We start from the raw sequence: 15,864 nt of genomic DNA on the forward strand, positions 1-15,864 counted from the left end.
ACAGGCGCGGCGGTGTTGCGATGGAGAAAGGCATGACCCGTTACGCTCTGATCACCGGCGCCTCCAGCGGCATCGGCCTGGCCTTGGCCGAAGCGCTGGCCCGTCGCGGCCGCAGCTTGATTCTGGTGGCCCGCCAGCGTGATCAGTTGGAAAGCATTGCAATCGAATTGACTCAACGCTTCGGTGTCGAGGTGCTGTTCCGGGCCTGCGACCTGGGCGAGCCACTGCGCTTGTCCGGGTTCCTGCTGGAGCTTGAAGAAGGCGAACGGCAGATCGACTTGCTGGTGAACTGCGCCGGCATCGGCACCAGCGGCCCCTTCCTGGCTCAGGACTGGATGACCGAGCAGGACCTCATGGAGGTCAACATCCTGGCCCTGACCCGTATGTGCCATGCCCTCGGTAACACCATGGCCCTGCAAGGCGGCGGGCAGATTCTCAATGTGGCGTCCGTCGCGGCATTCCAGCCAGGCCCGTGGATGAGCACCTACTACGCCAGCAAAGCCTACGTACTGCACTTTTCCGAAGGTCTGCGCGAAGAATTGAAGACCTGCGGCATCAAGGTCTCGGTCCTCTGCCCCGGCCCGACACGCACCGCATTCTTCGGCACCGCGCAAATGGACACCGCCAAGCTCGACGGCAGCCAACAACTGATGAGCCCCGAAGAAGTGGCGCTTTATACCGTGCGCGCCCTGGAAAAGAACAAAGCCATCATCATTCCCGGCCGACGCAACCGCTGGATCGCCTTCAGCCCACGTTTCAGCCCCCGATGGCTGACCCGCAAGATCGCCGGCGCCATTAACAAGGCCTATTGCCCGCGCTGACCGGCTGAGTACACTCACCCTGCACATTCATAATGGAGAAACAGCTGTGGATACTCTGTTCACCAAGATCATCAACAGAGAAATACCCGCGAAGATTATCTACGAGGATGACCAGGTCCTGGCCTTCCACGATATTGCACCGCAGGCACCCGTGCATTTTCTGGTCATTCCTAAGAAACCTATCCGCACGTTGAACGACCTGACTGAAGACGACAAAGCCCTAGCAGGCCATATTCTGTTCACCGCCCAGCGCCTGGCCGTTGAGCAAGGCTGCGAAAAAGGTTTTCGTGTGGTGATGAACTGCAACGAAGACGGCGGGCAGACCGTTTATCACATCCATATGCACGTGCTGGGTCAGCGCCAGATGAACTGGCCGCCGGGCTGATCGGCCCTCGAGCAAGGGTCGTGCCCCAGGCTGCGACCCCATGCCCTTGACGCGGCGCAAACGCTTCCCCCTCTCTTGCGGTAAACTGGCCGCCGAGATTCTTCCCGGAGGTCAGCATGACTACCCAACGTCACTACTCGCCGATTGACCGTTTGTTGCTGCAAGCCGACACGGCCATGCGCACGCTGCTGCCATTCAGCGGCCAACCGTATCGCCCCTCGCCCGCCATCGTGCGCCCCGACGCCCAGATGAGTGAGACCGAGACCCGCCACGTCGCCGGCCTGATGCGCATCAACCACACCGGTGAAGTCTGTGCCCAGGCGCTGTACCAGGGCCAGGCGCTGACCGCCAAGTTGCCGCAGGTACGCGCCGCCATGGAACATGCCGCCGAAGAGGAAATCGATCACCTGGCCTGGTGCGAGCAGCGCATTCGCCAACTCGGCAGCCATCCCAGCGTGCTGAACCCGCTGTTTTATGGCTTGTCGTTTGGTATCGGCGCTGCTGCCGGGCTGATCAGCGACAAGGTCAGCCTGGGTTTTGTCGCGGCGACCGAGCGTCAGGTGTGCAAGCACCTGGATGAGCATCTGGAACAACTGCCGGCGGAAGACGAAAAGTCCCGGGCGATTCTTGAGCAGATGCGTATCGATGAAGAACACCACGCCGAAAGCGCACTGGATGCTGGCGGTTTCCGCTTCCCGGCGCCGGTAAGGTTAGGCATGAGCCTCTTGGCCAAGGTCATGACCAAAAGCACCTATCGTATCTAAGCGTATAAAATCCAGGCCAAAAAAAGGGCGCCGTCACAGCGCCCTTTCTTTTTGCCTGCCGATTGAGCGATCAGCCCAATTCGATGATTTCGTAATCATGGGTGATGGCCACACCGGCCGCGCCGAGCATGATCGACGCCGAGCAGTACTTCTCAGCCGACAGCTCGATAGCACGCTTGACCTGGGCTTCCTTCAACGCCCGGCCCTTCACCACGAAATGCATATGGATCTTGGTGAATACCTTGGGATCTTCGGTGGCGCGCTCGGCTTCCAGGAAGGCTTCGCAGCTTTCCACGGCCTGGCGAGACTTTTTCAGAATGCTGACCACGTCGAAATTGCTGCAACCGCCTACACCGAGCAGGAGCATTTCCATCGGGCGTACGCCCAGGTTACGGCCACCGGCTTCCGGCGGGCCGTCCATGACCACCACGTGGCCACTGCCCGACTCACCGAGGAACATGGCTTCGCCCGCCCATTGGATGCGTGCCTTCATCGCCCAGACTCCACTGCTAAAAAAGGGTCGCCAGCTTAGCACAGGGCCCGCACGCGTCAGCGTTTCACGCAAAAGCGATCAATAGCAGGGTTTGCGCTGAAAATGAGCTAATCGAGACAGGATGTGTCTGTTAAGCTGGCGCCAAATGAGTGGCGCATCGCCACCATTTATACAACGTGTATCAATGCCGATACCGACGAATACAACAACTCCAACTACCTCGCGCAGTTTTTTCGGGATACAACCATGGTTGCCCTTACTCCCATATCCAAGATCAAGAATCTCGACAAACTGTTGATGCACTGCCAGCGCCGTCGCCATCCGGCCAAGCACAACATCATCTGCGCCGGCGAACGTTCAGAAACACTGTTCTTCATTATCAAAGGCTCGGTCACCATTCTGATCGAGGATGAAGACGGCCGCGAAATGATCATCGCCTACCTGAACACCGGAGATTTTTTTGGGGAGCTGGGGCTGTTCGAACAAGCCGGCAAGGAACAGAAACGCAGCGCCTGGGTGCGTGCCAAGATCGAGTGCGAAGTGGCTGAGATCAGCTACGCCAAATTCCGCGAACTGGCCCAGCAGGATCCCGACATCCTCTACGCCCTCAGCGGGCAGATTGCCCAGCGCCTGCGTGACACCACGCGCAAGGTCGGCGACCTGGCATTCTTTGATGTCACCGGCCGAGTAGCGCGCTGCCTGCTGGAGTTGTGCAAACAGCCCGACGCCATGACTCACCCCGACGGCATGCAGATCAAGGTCACACGCCAGGAAATCGGGCGCATTGTCGGCTGTTCACGGGAGATGGTCGGTCGCGTGCTCAAGGACTTGGAAGAGCGCAGTCTGGTGCACGTCAAAGGCAAGACGATGGTGGTGTTCGGCACCCGTTAACCCGGCAGGACGCTGGCCAGCATTTGACGATACAAGGTATCCAGCCGGCTGATCGCATCCGGTGCTGGGAAGGCTTCGTGCAGAGCGATATGGCTGTCGGCGCGAACCCGCTGCTCGAGACCGCAGGCTTCGTTGAAGCGGTTGACCGCCGCGATCAACGCATCCCGGTCGTTATCCAGCAACAAGGCACCGTGCACCAACCCCACCGGGCGGCCACCGCTTTGGCGCCAGCGCTGCGCGGTGCCGACCATTTTGCGGCCGTTAAGGTTGACGTTGTAGCGACCGTCGCAAAATGCCCCGTCGATTTCGCCGACAGAGGCGTCGCCACCCAGCTCGATCAGCAAGTCGCAGATCGGCTGGCATAAACGCAAGTAGCCGGTTTCGATGCGGTTCTGATCGCCCTCGCTGCGCGGTGGCGCGTAGACCAGGGCGATATTGACCGTGGCACTTGATTGCGGCACCGGCTCACCACCGGTCTCGCGTAGCAATACAGGCCAACCGGCGGCGGCCGAAACCTGGCTGGCGGTTTCGAACGCCGGCAGCCGACTTAAACGACGCGGCATCACCAAGGCTTGATCGCTGGGTTGCCAGAACAGCAGGCCGAATTCCTGCTCACCAGCGCAAACGGCTGCCAGCAAGGCTTGCTCGGCGGCCAGCCCAGCTTCAACAGTCATCGACACCGGCTTAGCCATCAAACACCTATATCCCTAGGTAAACACAAAACCAGATGTGGGAGCCGGGCTTGCCCGCGATGCAGGCACCTCGGTCCTTCAGTTACTCCGAGGTGATGCTATCGCAGGCAAGCCAGCTCCCACACAAGCCCGCTCCCACATTTAGACCGCACTTCAAATCCTGACCGTGTTCACGTCAGTCTAATGTCGAACCACTGACCGCCACACCACGCTCCGGGAAGAACAGACGCTGCAACTCCGCCCCAGGGTTCTCGGCACGCATGAAGGTCTCACCCACCAGGAACGAATACACACCACTGATCTCCATCAACTCCACATCAGCACGGTTGGCGATGCCACTCTCGGTGATCACCAATCGGTCGCGCGGAATTCGCGGCAGCAGGTCCAGTGTGTTTTCCAGGCTGACTTCGAAGGTGTGCAGGTTACGGTTGTTGACGCCCACCAGCGGTGTGTCGAGGGTTTTAAGTGCGCGTTCCAGCTCATCGCCGTCGTGCACTTCCACCAACACATCCAGGCCGACGCTTTTGGCCACGGCCGCCAGTTCGGCCATCTTCACGTCATCCAGGGCGGAAACGATCAGCAACACGCAGTCAGCGCCCAACGCACGGGCTTCGACGATCTGGTACGGGTCGACCATGAAGTCCTTGCGGATCACCGGCAACTTGCACGCGGCGCGGGCTTGCTGCAGGAACAGGTCGGAACCCTGGAAGTAGTCGATATCGGTCAGTACTGACAGGCAGGTGGCCCCGCCCTTCTCATAGCTCTTGGCAATGTCTTCAGGAATGAAGATCTCGCGAATCACGCCCTTGCTGGGCGAAGCCTTTTTGATTTCAGCAATGACGGCGGGCTGCTTTTCCCTGGCCTGCTTGATAAGCGCATTGGCGAAGCCACGCGGCGCATCAGCGATCTTTGCCTGAGCTTCCAGTTCGGCGAGGCTCACTCGGGCGCGGCGCTCGGCGACTTCTTCAGCCTTGCGCGCCAGGATCTTTTCCAGAACGGTTGGCACACTCATCCTTCATTCTCCATCTTGAATACCGCGGTGAATGCTCCCAGCTCTTCCAGCTTCTCGCGAGCCAGGCCGGTGTGCAGCGCATCGTGGGCCAAGGCGACCCCTTCCTTAAGACTATAGGCATGGTCGGCTGCATAAAGTGCCGCGCCAGCATTCAAAACAATCATCTCAGCGGCTTTTTGACCATTCTCGGTCTTGCGACGCCCCAAGGCATCGCGGATCAGCTCGAGGGACGCCGCCGGGCTTTCCACTGCCAGGCCGTGCAGGCTCTGGCTCTTCATGCCCAAATCTTCCGGCTCGACCCAGTACTCTGTGACTTGGTCATCTTTGAGCTCCGCCACGAAGGTCGGTGCCGCCAGGCTGAATTCGTCCAGGCCATCCTTGGAATGCACCACCAGCACATGCTTGCTGCCCATGCGCTGCAACACTTCCGCCAACGGCCGGCACAGCGCCTGGCTGAATACGCCCACCACCTGGTGCTTCACACCGGCCGGATTCGTAAGCGGGCCGAGCATGTTGAACAGGGTGCGCAGGCCGAGGTCCTTGCGCGGGCCAGCAGCGTGTTTCATTGCGCCATGGTGGGATTGGGCAAACATGAAGCCGATGCCGACGTTATCGATGCAGCGCGCCACTTGGACCGGCGTCAGGTTCAGGTAGATGCCGGCAGCTTCCAGCAAGTCGGCACTGCCGCTCTTGCCAGACACTGCACGGTTGCCGTGCTTGGCCACGGTGCATCCGGCCGCCGCGACCACAAACGATGCGGCCGTCGACACGTTGAAGATGTTGGCACCATCACCGCCGGTGCCGACCACGTCGACCACGCCGTCGAGGGTCTTGAGCTCAACCTTGTCCGCCAGCTCGCGCATCACCGACACGGCGCCGACGATCTCGTCGATGCTCTCGCTCTTCATACGCATTGCCATCATGAAGGCGCCGATCTGCGCATCGGTGCATTGACCGGTCATGATCTCGCGCATCACATCGCTCATTTCAGCGGTGCTCAGGTCCAGATGGCCGACGATACGGCTCAGGGCAGTCTTGATATCCATGGAAAGTCCTTAGCGCGTGCCGCCGCTCTGCTTGAGAAAATTAGCGAACAGCTCGTAGCCCTGCTCGGTCAGGATCGACTCGGGGTGAAATTGCACCCCTTCGATATTCAGTGTCTTGTGGCGCAGGCCCATGATCTCGTCGACCGAGCCGTCTTCCAGCTGGGTCCAGGCGGTCAGTTCCAGGCACTCCGGCAGGGTTTCACGCTTGACCACCAACGAGTGGTAGCGGGTTACCGTCACCGGCAGGTTCAGCCCGTGAAACACACCCACGTCATTATGGAACACCGGGCTGGTCTTGCCGTGCATCACCTGGCGCGCGCGCACCACGTCACCGCCAAACGCCTGGCCGATGGACTGGTGGCCCAGGCACACGCCCAGGATCGGCAGCTTGCCGGCGAAATACTTGATCGCTTCGAGGGAAATACCCGCTTCGGTCGGCGTGCAGGGGCCTGGCGACACCACGATGCGCTCCGGATTCAGCGCAGCGATTTCAGCCACGGTCAGTTCGTCGTTGCGCACTACCTTGACCTCGGCACCGAGCTCACCCAGGTACTGCACAACGTTGTAGGTAAAGGAGTCGTAGTTATCAATCATCAGTAACATGGGGAAACCTCAAGAATTGGGGGTCTGTTCAGCCAGCGCAACGGCGCGGAACATCGCGCGGCGCTTGTTCAGGGTTTCTTCCCATTCGAGGGCCGGCACCGAGTCGGCGACAATCCCGCCACCGGCCTGCACGTGCAGCTCCCCGTCCTTGATCACGGCCGTGCGGATTGCAATGGCCGTGTCCATGTTGCCGTTCCAGGCGAAATACCCCACGGCGCCGCCGTAGACACCGCGCTTGACCGGCTCCAACTCGTCGATGATTTCCATCGCACGGATCTTCGGCGCGCCCGACAAGGTGCCCGCCGGCAGGATCGCGCGCAGTGCGTCCATCGCCGTCAAGCCGGCTTTCAGCTCGCCGGTGACGTTGGACACAATGTGCATCACGTTGGAATAACGCTCGATCACCATCTTCTCAGTGAGCTTGACCGAACCGATTTCCGAGACGCGCCCGGTGTCGTTACGGCCCAGGTCGATGAGCATCAGGTGCTCGGCAATTTCCTTGTCGTCGCTCAGCAGGTCTTCTTCCAGCGCCAAATCCGCCTCTTCAGTCGCGCCACGTGGGCGCGTCCCGGCGATCGGGCGCACGGTGATCAGGTTGTCTTCGACGCGCACCAGCACCTCCGGCGAACTGCCCACCACGTGGAAGTCACCAAAGTTGAAAAAGTACATGTACGGCGTCGGGTTAAAGCAGCGCAATGCGCGATACAGATCGATCGGCGCGGCCTTGAAGTCGATGGACATGCGTTGCGACGGCACCACCTGCATGCAGTCACCGGCGAGGATGTATTCCTTGATGGTATCGACGGCGCGCTCGTAGTCATCCTGGGTAAAGCTGGAGCGGAAAACCGGGTCGGCTGCCGGTGGACGACTGAGGTCCAGGCCGCGACGCGGGGTGATCGGCTGGCGCAGTTTTTCCAGCAGCGCTTCGAGGCTGGCCAGGCCGCTCTCGAAAGCGTCGGCCTGGGCCGGGTCGGCGAGCACAATCGCGTGCATTTTGCCGGCGAGGTTGTCGAACACCACCACCGCGTCGGAGACCATTAGCAGAATGTCCGGGACACCCAATGGATCCGGGTTCGGGCACTTGCCCAGGCGTTTTTCCACGTAACGCACACAGTCGTAACCGAAGTAACCCACCAGGCCACCGTTGAAACGCGGCAGACCCGGGATGGTCGGCACGTTGTAACGCGCTTTGAACGCCTCGACGAACGCCAGCGGGTCTTCTACATCGTGGCTTTCGATCTCGACGCCATCATGGGTAATGCTCACATGATGGTCGTGCACACGCAGCACGGTGCGGCACGGCAGGCCGATGATCGAGTAACGGCCCCACTTCTCGCCGCCCTGTACGGACTCGAGCAAGTAGGAATTGGGCTCGTCGGCCAGTTTCAGGTAGATCGACAGCGGCGTGTCGAAGTCGGCCAGCGTTTCGCAGGCCAGGGGAATGCGGTTGTAGCCGGCAGCGGCCAAACGCAGGAATTCTTCGCGGGTCATGATGTGCCTCGTGGCTTGAGGGTCTAACAGTCAGGTATGCAAACGTGCCGCATAGCGCGGCCAGGATCAGTCAGGCGCGCCAACGCCAGCGGGCCAGGGCCTTGATGACTTTCATCCAGAGTTTGCGAGTGACCACCACGATGGAATTTCCAGAAGGGGACGGATCGGTATCGGGCAACGTTATCTCAGCGCCCGCTCCCAAGCAACCGGGGATTAACAGGCGCAGGTCATCAATTACCAATGAAGGCGACTCTTCGGCAATCGGCCGGCCATGGTTGTAGCCGTAACTGAGGGCCACACACTGCACGCCCGCGGCCTTTGCCGCCAGCACATCACTGCGCGAATCACCCACAAACAGCGACTGCGAGGCCGGGATATTGGCCATTTTCATCACGAAAAACAGCGCCGCCGGGTCGGGTTTTTTCTGCGGCAAGGTATCGCCACCGATGATCCAGCGGAAATACCGGCCGATTTTCATCTGGTCCAACAGCGGCGCGACGAAGCGTTCCGGCTTGTTGGTGATGAGGGCCATTTCCACGCCCTGCTTGCTCAGCCACTTGAGGGTGTCGCGCACGCCGGGGTAAACCATGGTCAGTTCGTGGCCGTCTTCATAGGCGGCGTTGAACAGTTCCAGGGCGTGTTCGGCCTCCACCTCATCCACCCCTTGGGCATCAATGTTGTCGGCCAACGCCCGGCGCACCAGCATCTGCGCGCCGTTGCCCACCCACTCGCGCACCGACTCGATCCCGGCGGGCTTGCGTCCCAGCTTGAGCAGCATCTCGTCCACCGCCGCCGCCAGGTCGGGCACCGAGTCGATCAAGGTACCGTCCAGATCGAACATCACCAGCCGTGGCAATTTGCCGGGGAACAGTTGCTCAAAGCCACTCACGGACGTGCCAGCGCCAATTCGGCGCGCATCTTGGCGATGACTTCCTGGTAGTCCGGCGCGTTGAAGATCGCCGAGCCGGCCACAAAGGTGTCGGCGCCAGCCGCTGCGATTTCGCGGATGTTATTGACGTTGACCCCGCCGTCGATTTCCAGGCGGATGTCACGGCCAGAAGCGTCGATCAACGCACGGGCTTCGCGCAGTTTGTCGAGGGTGCCGGGGATGAACTTCTGCCCGCCGAAGCCTGGGTTGACGCTCATCAGCAGGACCATGTCGACCTTGTCCATCACGTATTTGAGCACGTCCAGCGGGGTGGCCGGGTTGAACACCAGGCCCGCCTTGCAGCCGCCTTCGCGGATCAGTTGCAAGGTACGGTCGACGTGCAGCGAGGCTTCCGGGTGGAAAGTGATGTAGGTCGCGCCGGCTTCCACGAAGTCACCGATGATGCGGTCCACCGGGCTGACCATCAGGTGTGCATCAATGGGTGCAGTGATGCCGTACTTGCGCAGCGCGGCGCAGACCATCGGGCCGATGGTCAGGTTGGGCACGTAGTGGTTGTCCATGACATCGAAGTGTACGAAGTCGGCACCGGCGGCCAACACCTTGTCCACTTCCTCACCCAGGCGGGCGAAATCGGCGGAGAGAATCGATGGAGCAATGACGAAGGGCTGCATGACGCACCTTTTTTGAGCTAAATCACGATGGCGCGCATTGTATACCTCATGCTTTGCCGCGCGCACCGTGACCTGGCTCAATGGCTAGTACGCGGCCCGATAGATTTTCTCGATATCGGTTGCGCTGAGCTTGCGCGGGTTGTTGCGCATCAGCCGTTCAATCCCCGCCGCTTCAACAGCCATGGCCGGGATGGCGTCCTCAGGCACCCCGAAACTGTGGAGCCCCGCCGGGATCTCGACAGCGGCACACAGCCGCGTCATTGCCTCGACGGCTTGGTCGGCGGCATCGTTGACGCTCAACCCCGTGACATTCACGCCCATGGCCTGGGCAATGTCCTGCATGCGCTCCACGCAGGCCAACTTGTTCCAGTGCATGACATAGGGCAGCAACAGCGCGTTGCTCACGCCATGGGCGATATTGAAACGTCCACCCAGCGGGTACGCCAATGCATGCACCGCGCCGACCCCGGCATTCCCAAAGGCCATGCCCGCCATCAGGCTGGCGGTGGCCATGTCGTCGCGGGCCTGCAGGTTAGCCGGGTTGGCGTAGGCCTTGGGCAACGCGTTGGCAATCAGCTTGATGGCGCCAATGGCCAATGCATCGGTAATCGGCGAGGCGTTCAGCGACAGGTAGGATTCAATGGCATGCACCAGCGCATCCACGCCGCTGGCGGCGGTGACACTGCGCGGGCAGGTCAGGGTCATTTGCGGGCTGATCAGCGCCACATCCGGCAGTAGATAATCGCTGACGATGCCCTTTTTCAGCTGCGCGACCTTGTCGGAGAGGATCGCCACATTGGTGACTTCCGAGCCGGTGCCGGCTGTGGTGGGAATCGCGATCAGCGGCGGCCCCTTGCGCGGTACCTGGTCGACGCCGAACAAGTCCGCCAGGGCGCCGTGGTAGCCGGCATAGGCGGCCACGCTTTTGGCAATGTCGATGGCACTGCCGCCGCCCAGGCCGATCAAGCCGTCATGCCCGCCGTCGCGGTAGACGCGCATGCAATCTTCGACAATGGCGATTTCCGGGTCCGGCAGCACGCGGTCGAAGATTTCATAGCTGCGTTCGCCCAGGTGTTCGAGTGCCAACGCCACGGTGCCGGACTTGACCAGCGCGGCGTCGGTGACGATCAGCGGGTTATCCACATCCAGGCGCGTGAGCTCAAAGGCCAGTTGTTCGATGGCGCCCGCGCCGGTCAGCAGTTTATGGGCGATCTTGAATGAGGAAGTACTCATGTGCGCGGCCTCTTATTCGGAAATGGGCTGGGACAAGAGTAGCTGATTGAGGCTGGTTGTCTTGCATTCAGCAACTGAATAGACACAGAACCAATGTGGGAGCAGGCTTGCTCGCGAATGCGGTCTGTCAGTCACTAAATGTTTAGCTGACACACCGCGTTCGCGAGCAAGCCCGCTCCCACATTTTGATTTCTGTGTGGCATCAGACCTGCGCAGTACGCAGTTTCTCGCTTCGCCCACGCAGCCATTCCAGGGTCAGCAACAGCAACACCGAGAAGGCAATCAACAAGGTCGCCGCAGCAGCAATCGTCGGGCTGAGGTTTTCGCGGATGCCGCTGAACATCTGGCGCGGCAGGGTCGCTTGCTCGGGGCCGGCGAGAAACAGCGTGACCACCACCTCATCAAACGAAGTAGCGAAAGCAAACAGCGCCCCGGAAATCACCCCTGGTGCGATCAATGGCAAGGTCACCCGGCGAAACGCGGTCAATGGCGAAGCACCGAGACTGGCCGCCGCCCGCACCAGGTTATGGTTGAACCCCTGCAAGGTCGCCGACACGGTGATGATCACAAATGGCACGCCCAACACCGCGTGCACCACGATCAGCGAGAAAAAGCTGTTGCCCAGGCCCAGTGGCGCAAAGAACAGGTAACTGGCCACGCCAATGATCACCACCGGCACCACCATCGGCGAAATCACCAGCGCCATAACCAGCGCCTTACCGGGGAAATTCCCACGGGTCAGGCCAATCGCTGCCAAGGTGCCGAACACCATGGCCAGCACCGTGGCCGCTGGCGCAACGATGATGCTGTTCTTGAGTGCACGCATCCACTCGGCCGAGGCGAAGAAGTCGTGGTACCACTGCAGCGAGAAGCCTTGCAGCGGGTACACCAGGAAACTGCCGCTGTTGAACGACAGCGGGATGATCACCAGCACCGGCAGTATCAAAAACAACAGGATCAAGCCGCAGAGGATCCGCAAGCTGTAGAACCAGACCCGCTCAACGGGCGACATATAAGGGCTCAGCATCGCAAGGTCTCCTTAGCTCAGGCGCAGGCGACTGGCGCCCACCAGCCGGTTGTAGATCAGGTACAGCACCACGGTCGCCAGCAGCAGCAAGCCGCCCAACGCCGTCGCCATGCCCCAGTTAATGCTGGTGTTGGTGTAGAACGCCACGAAGTAGCTGACCATCTGGTCGTTCGGGCTGCCGAGCAGCGCCGGAGTGATGTAGTAACCAATTGCCAGGATGAACACCAACAGGCAACCGGCGCCCACGCCGGCGTAGGTCTGCGGGAAGTACACGCGCCAGAAGCTGGCGAACGGATGGCAGCCCAGGGAAATCGCTGCACGCATATAAGTGGGCGAAATACCCTTCATCACGCTGTAGATCGGCAAGATCATGAACGGCAGCAGGATGTGCACCATGGAGATGTAGACCCCGGTGCGGTTGAATACCAGTTCCAGAGGTGTGTCGATCAGGCCCATGCCTATCAGTGCACTGTTGATCAGGCCGCCGGATTGCAGCAGTACGATCCATGCCGCTACCCGCACCAGGATCGAGGTCCAGAACGGCAGCAACACCAGGATCATCAGCAAGTTGCTTTTACGCGCCGGCAAATTGGCCAGCAAATAGGCCAAGGGATAAGCCAGCAGCAGGCAGATGGTGGTGATCACCAGACCCATCCAGAAGGTGCGCGCAAAAATGTCCAGGTAGATCGCTTGGTCTGGCGTGGCCGGCGCCACTTCGCCGAGGTCATCGATACGGTGATCGACGGCCGCCAACAAATAGAACGGCGTCAGGCTGCTGGTGTTACGCCGGATCGCCTGCCAGTACGCCGGGTCGCCCCAGCGTTCGTCGAGGTTTTCCAACGCTTCTTTATAAGAGGCCGGCGTTTCGCTGAACGGCAGCGCCCGCGCGGTTTTGGTCAGCAGGCTGCGGTAGCCGGCCAGTTCCATGTTCAGGCGCTTTGACAGATCGCCCAGGGTCTGGTTTTTGCGCGCTTCGCCCAGGTCTTCACTGAGGGCCTGGTACACCGGCTCGCCCGGCAGGCCGCGACCATCCCAGGCCGTCACCGCCACCACGGTGCGCGGCAGACCGCCCACCACTTCCGGGTTGCCCACGCTTTTGTAGAGCAGCGCAACGATCGGCACCAGGAACACCAGCAGCAAAAACAGCACCAGAGGCGCAATCAAGGCCTGGGCCTTCCAGCGGTTAAGCCGCTCGGCACGCGCAAGACGCTGCTTGAGGGTGGGGCTGTTGACCTCGTTCGAGGGAACGGCGATGGCCATGGCTGACTCCGAAAATCTGAAAAAAGACTACACCTATGGCTGGGCTCTGATTTGTAGTGAGCGGGCTTGCCCCGCGCTGGCGGCGAAGCAGCCCCTATTACAGTCACCGCTTTCCGTCAGACAGAATGCAGTGCCTGGTTTGGGGCTGCTTCGCAGCCCAGCGCGGGGCAAGCCCGCTCACTACAACAAGCCTATCCACCACAGCAGGCGGTGTTACTTGGCAGCCCAGGAATTGAAGCGCTGCTCGAGCTGCTCACCGTTATCCGCCCAGAAGCTCACGTCGATCTGCACCTGGTTGGCGATGTTCTCCGGGGTGGTCGGCATATCCTTGAGGATGTCCTTGGCCAGCAACGGTACGGCTTGGGTGTTGGCCGGGCCGTAGGCGATGTTTTCCGAGTAGATCTTCTGCTGCTGCGGTTGCACCGAGAACGCGATGAATTTCTTCGCTGCTTCGGCACGGTCCTTGGCCAGGCCTTTAGGAATGGCCCATGCGTCGAAGTCGTAGATGCCGCCGTTCCACACCACTTTCAGGTTGCTTTCTTTTTGCACAGCGGCGATGCGACCGTTGTAGGCCGAGCTCATCACTACGTCACCCGAGGCCAGGTATTGCGGCGGTTGTGCACCCGCTTCCCACCACTGGATCGACGGTTTGAGTTCGTCGAGTTTCTTGAACGCACGGTCCTGGCCATCTTTGCCGGCCAACACTTTGTAGACGTCCTTCGGCGCGACGCCGTCGGCCATCAAAGCGAATTCCAGGGTGTACTTGGCGCCTTTACGCAGGCCACGCTTGCCGGGGAATTTCTTTGTGTCCCAGAAATCCGCCCAACTGGTTGGCGCGGAGGTCAGTTTGTCAGCGTTGTAGGCCAGCACGGTCGACCATACGAAAAAGCCCACGCCGCAAGGCTGAATGGCGCCCTTCACGTAGTCGGCGGTATTGCCGAACAGTTTCGGGTCCAGCGGTTCGAACATGTCCTCGTCGCAGCCACGGGACAGCTCCGGGGATTCCACTTCCACCAGGTCCCAGGACACGCTCTTGGTGTCGACCATGGCTTTGACCTTAGCCATTTCACCGTTGTACTCACCGGCGACGATCTTGCCGTTGCCCGCGCTCTCCCACGGTGCGTAGAAAGCCTTGACCTGAGCGGCCTTATTCGCGCCACCAAAGGACACGACGGTCAGGTCCGGGCCTGCCATGGCCTGTGTCGCGCCCATCAAGCTCAAGGCCAGGGCTGAATATTTAAGGGATCTCAACATTGTTGTTCTCTCCACGTGCAGGGTTGGTGAAGCCATGGGGGCGATCAATTCGCCTCTAGAAGTGGGTCGAGTGCGCGAACGTGCTCGACTTGCCAGCCAATCGGTACCACGTCGCCGACCGCCAATGCTGGGTCCAGCTCGGCAATCGGTTGTTTCACAAAAAAATCGGCTTTGCCGCAGACTTCCAGGCGCACACGCACGTGGTCGCCCAGGTAGATGAATTCCGCCACCCGCCCAGAGAAGCGGTTGACGCAACTTTCGCTGGAACCATTGAGGCTGACGCGTTCCGGGCGCACCGACAGGGTCACCGGGCCGCCGATCTGGCCGACGTTGACCGCCAGTGCCTCGACCTTCTCGCCACGTGCCAGCTCCACCACGCAGCGCTCGCCGGTGTGGCTGTGCAGGCGACCATTGAGGCGGTTGTTCTCGCCGATGAAGTTTGCAACAAAGGTGTTCTTCGGTTCTTCGTACAAGGTGCGCGGCGCGGCGATCTGCTGGATTTCGCCCTGGTGGAACACCGCCACGCGGTCGGACATGGTCAGCGCTTCGCCTTGGTCGTGGGTCACGTACACCACGGTCACGCCGAGGCGCTGGTGCAGGTGCTTGATCTCCATCTGCATGTGTTCGCGCAGTTGCTTGTCGAGGGCGCCGAGAGGTTCGTCCATCAGTACCAGCTGCGGCTCGAACACCAACGCACGGGCCAGGGCCACGCGCTGTTGCTGGCCGCCGGAGAGTTGCGCCGGGTAGCGCTGGGCGAAGGCGTCGAGCTGGACCATGCTCAGCACGCGTTTGACCCGCTCACTGATATCGGTCTTGCTCAAGCCGCGCACCGACAGCGGGAACGCCAGGTTCTCGGCGACGGTCATGTGCGGGAACAGCGCGTAGTTCTGGAACACCATGCCGATGTCGCGCTTGTGCGGCGGCACGTTGTTGATGGAGCGACCGGCCAGCTGGATCTCGCCTGCCGTCGGCGTTTCAAAGCCGGCCAGCATCATCAGGCTGGTGGTCTTGCCCGAACCGGAAGGCCCGAGCAAGGTGAGGAACTCGCCCTTGCGAATCTCCAGGTTGAGGTCTTTGACGATCAGGTTCTCGCCGTCGTAGCTCTTCTGCACGCCACGAAAGCTGACCAGCACATCATTTGAATCCACCTCGCTCATACCCGCACCTTTGTATTTTGGACTGCTGTGAGACAAGCGTAGTCCAGGCGCGAGCCCCCGGAAATCGGGGGCCAGGAGAGAATCGCATCAGCCGGATGGAAGGTTTGGGGTAGGGATCGCCCTACACCGATGGCGGGGATGGGACAGTGCAACGGCGCCATGCGCCGGGAATGGG

The 15,864-nt window shown here is 60.8% G+C and carries 17 protein-coding genes; 4 read left to right on the forward strand and 13 right to left on the reverse strand.

The features are described from left to right. The first annotated feature begins 32 nt into the window (after positions 1–32). The 3 genes from BFP95_RS09400 (at position 33) to coq7 (ending at position 1,970) form a co-directional block, all read left to right on the forward strand. Positions 33–821 carry an SDR family NAD(P)-dependent oxidoreductase gene (locus BFP95_RS09400; RefSeq protein WP_065871768.1) on the forward strand — a complete coding sequence of 263 codons (789 nt, stop codon included), beginning with the start codon at positions 33–35 and terminating at the stop codon, positions 819–821. 46 nt (positions 822–867) lie between these two features. Continuing rightward, positions 868–1,206 (forward strand): histidine triad nucleotide-binding protein, encoded by a 339-nt coding sequence (locus BFP95_RS09405; protein ID WP_003194682.1) that lies wholly within the window; start codon positions 868–870, stop codon positions 1,204–1,206. Between the two features lie 116 nt (positions 1,207–1,322). Further along, positions 1,323–1,970, forward strand: a complete 648-nt coding sequence (gene coq7, locus BFP95_RS09410; protein WP_065871769.1) for a 2-polyprenyl-3-methyl-6-methoxy-1,4-benzoquinone monooxygenase — start codon at positions 1,323–1,325, stop codon at positions 1,968–1,970. A gap of 70 nt (positions 1,971–2,040) precedes the next feature. On the opposite strand, the gene BFP95_RS09415 is transcribed toward coq7, so the two are convergent. Beyond that, positions 2,041–2,463: an OsmC family protein gene (locus BFP95_RS09415; protein WP_005792019.1), complete on the reverse strand. Its 423-nt coding sequence runs from the start codon at positions 2,461–2,463 to the stop codon at positions 2,041–2,043. A gap of 246 nt (positions 2,464–2,709) precedes the next feature. Here BFP95_RS09415 and crp point away from each other — a divergent pair, with 246 nt between their 5' ends. Beyond that, positions 2,710–3,354, forward strand: a complete 645-nt coding sequence (gene crp, locus BFP95_RS09420) for a cAMP-activated global transcriptional regulator CRP (protein WP_065871978.1) — start codon at positions 2,710–2,712, stop codon at positions 3,352–3,354. Here the strand turns inward: crp and BFP95_RS09425 are convergent. From BFP95_RS09425 to BFP95_RS09480, 12 genes are all read right to left on the reverse strand, one after another. Then, complete coding sequence (locus tag BFP95_RS09425; protein WP_065881616.1) at positions 3,351–4,046, reverse strand: lipoate--protein ligase family protein; 696 nt, start codon at positions 4,044–4,046, stop codon at positions 3,351–3,353. The two genes, crp and BFP95_RS09425, sit on opposite strands and share 4 nt — an antisense overlap. A gap of 175 nt (positions 4,047–4,221) precedes the next feature. Next, positions 4,222–5,058, reverse strand: a complete 837-nt coding sequence (gene trpC, locus BFP95_RS09430) for an indole-3-glycerol phosphate synthase TrpC (protein ID WP_065871771.1) — start codon at positions 5,056–5,058, stop codon at positions 4,222–4,224. Then, the gene (trpD, locus tag BFP95_RS09435) at positions 5,055–6,104 is read right to left on the reverse strand and encodes an anthranilate phosphoribosyltransferase (RefSeq protein ID WP_049711281.1); all 1,050 of its coding nucleotides are present in this window, start codon (positions 6,102–6,104) and stop codon (positions 5,055–5,057) included. Before trpD ends, trpC begins: the two co-directional genes overlap by 4 nt. A gap of 9 nt (positions 6,105–6,113) precedes the next feature. Continuing rightward, positions 6,114–6,707: an aminodeoxychorismate/anthranilate synthase component II gene (locus tag BFP95_RS09440; RefSeq protein ID WP_049711280.1), complete on the reverse strand. Its 594-nt coding sequence runs from the start codon at positions 6,705–6,707 to the stop codon at positions 6,114–6,116. Between the two features lie 9 nt (positions 6,708–6,716). Beyond that, positions 6,717–8,198, reverse strand: coding sequence for an anthranilate synthase component I (gene trpE / locus BFP95_RS09445; RefSeq protein ID WP_065871773.1), 1,482 nt, complete (start codon positions 8,196–8,198; stop codon positions 6,717–6,719). 70 nt (positions 8,199–8,268) lie between these two features. After that, complete coding sequence (locus BFP95_RS09450) at positions 8,269–9,087, reverse strand: phosphoglycolate phosphatase (protein WP_065909911.1); 819 nt, start codon at positions 9,085–9,087, stop codon at positions 8,269–8,271. Further along, a complete protein-coding gene (gene rpe, locus BFP95_RS09455) occupies positions 9,084–9,758 on the reverse strand; it encodes a ribulose-phosphate 3-epimerase (RefSeq protein WP_034101050.1) in 675 nt (224 codons plus the stop codon). Before rpe ends, BFP95_RS09450 begins: the two co-directional genes overlap by 4 nt. Positions 9,759–9,842: 84 nt before the next feature. After that, on the reverse strand, positions 9,843–10,991 hold the full coding sequence (locus BFP95_RS09460) for an iron-containing alcohol dehydrogenase (RefSeq protein ID WP_065871775.1): 1,149 nt from the start codon (positions 10,989–10,991) through the stop codon (positions 9,843–9,845). 202 nt (positions 10,992–11,193) lie between these two features. Then, the gene (locus BFP95_RS09465; RefSeq protein ID WP_003176462.1) at positions 11,194–12,018 is read right to left on the reverse strand and encodes an ABC transporter permease; all 825 of its coding nucleotides are present in this window, start codon (positions 12,016–12,018) and stop codon (positions 11,194–11,196) included. Positions 12,019–12,030: 12 nt separating this feature from the next. Next, complete coding sequence (locus BFP95_RS09470) at positions 12,031–13,278, reverse strand: ABC transporter permease (protein ID WP_065880128.1); 1,248 nt, start codon at positions 13,276–13,278, stop codon at positions 12,031–12,033. A 213-nt stretch (positions 13,279–13,491) separates the two neighbouring features. Then, positions 13,492–14,532, reverse strand: a complete 1,041-nt coding sequence (locus BFP95_RS09475; protein WP_065871778.1) for an ABC transporter substrate-binding protein — start codon at positions 14,530–14,532, stop codon at positions 13,492–13,494. A 44-nt stretch (positions 14,533–14,576) separates the two neighbouring features. Continuing rightward, complete coding sequence (locus BFP95_RS09480) at positions 14,577–15,689, reverse strand: ABC transporter ATP-binding protein (protein WP_065871779.1); 1,113 nt, start codon at positions 15,687–15,689, stop codon at positions 14,577–14,579. Positions 15,690–15,864: the final 175 nt, after the last annotated feature.

The sequence above is a fragment of the Pseudomonas sp. 58 R 12 genome (genome assembly GCF_900005865.1).
GTDB classification, from domain to species: Bacteria; Pseudomonadota; Gammaproteobacteria; order Pseudomonadales; family Pseudomonadaceae; genus Aquipseudomonas; species Aquipseudomonas tritici.